The organism is Ruegeria sp. BHSB064 (assembly GCF_059613205.1).
The window spans coordinates 1-1,126 of the sequence record NZ_JBXWSB010000252.1 but is presented as its reverse complement, the minus strand read 5'-3'; the positions used below and the strand labels follow the sequence as shown (position 1 = coordinate 1,126).

The window sequence follows — 1,126 nt, the reverse complement described above, 5'->3', positions numbered from 1 at the left end:
TATGTGCACATCATCTGAAATGGAGATTTCATGTCCCGGTAAAGAAGGGAGGCAGCGCGCCTCCCGGAGCACATTCAACATCTGAAGCAACGCCGTCACTTCACAGCTGACGGACGTGTTTGGTGTGCGCACACCTTTCCTACCATCAGCGCCCAAATCTGACCCGGGCCAGAGACATGAAAGTGAACACCCCATGAAACGGGACTACACAGATTTCCTTCCGCAACGCGCGCGAGACGCCGGATCACGAACTAATCTCAACCCCCTTCAGGCACTGGGATGGCAACCTTTTTTCGCCCAACAGATCAGCGTAGACGAGCTAACGGCAACACCTCCCGCGCGCGTCGTAGAAGTGCATCGCAATGGGCTGCACGTCCTCGGTGACAGTGTTGATGATATACTTCCTCCCAGGCCGGATGTGACTGTCGGTGACTGGTTGATGCTGAAGCCTTCGCACCCACAATCCAGTCGGGTTCTTGAGCGCACAAGCTTAGTCAAGCGGCGCGCACCTGGCACAGACCGGCAGGAACAACTTATTGCCGCGAACATTGATACGGCTTTCATCGTCACGTCTTGTAATCAGGACTTCAAAGTGGCCCGGCTCGAACGCTATGCCGCTCTGGCATTTGAGGCCGGGATCACCCCCGTCATCGTCGTGACAAAGACGGACCTTGCGACGGACCCGCAAAGCTATACCGACGCGGCCCGCGCTGTGTCTGAGATGATCGAGGTGGTCGCACTCGACGCCCGCGGAAGTGCTCCCCGAAAGCACCTTTCCTCGTGGTGCAGGCTGGGCAAGACGGTGGCGTTTCTGGGCTCCTCCGGCGTTGGCAAGTCGACGCTGACCAATGCCTTGCTCGAAAGCCAATCCATCGAGACCCAGGCCATTCGTGAGGACGATGCAAAGGGGCGGCATACAACAACGAGGCGCGAGCTTCATGCGATGCCCAATGGTTGTCTGATCCTCGACACCCCCGGCATGCGAGAACTACAGCTCACCGATGCTGCGGACGGGATCAATGACCTTTTTGCCGACATTCAGGAGCTTGCCGCAGGTTGTCGCTTTAACGACTGCCAGCACGAGACCGAGCCGGGATGCTCTGTATTGAAGGCCGTTGAACAAGGT

At 57.6% G+C, this 1,126-nt stretch carries 1 protein-coding gene; it reads left to right on the top strand.

Translation table 11 applies throughout. The features are described from left to right. Positions 1–193: 193 nt before the first annotated feature. Positions 194–1,126: ribosome small subunit-dependent GTPase A (gene rsgA, locus AC2FNU_RS24755; RefSeq protein ID WP_496794304.1), on the top strand; the 933-nt coding region annotated here is incomplete at its 3' end.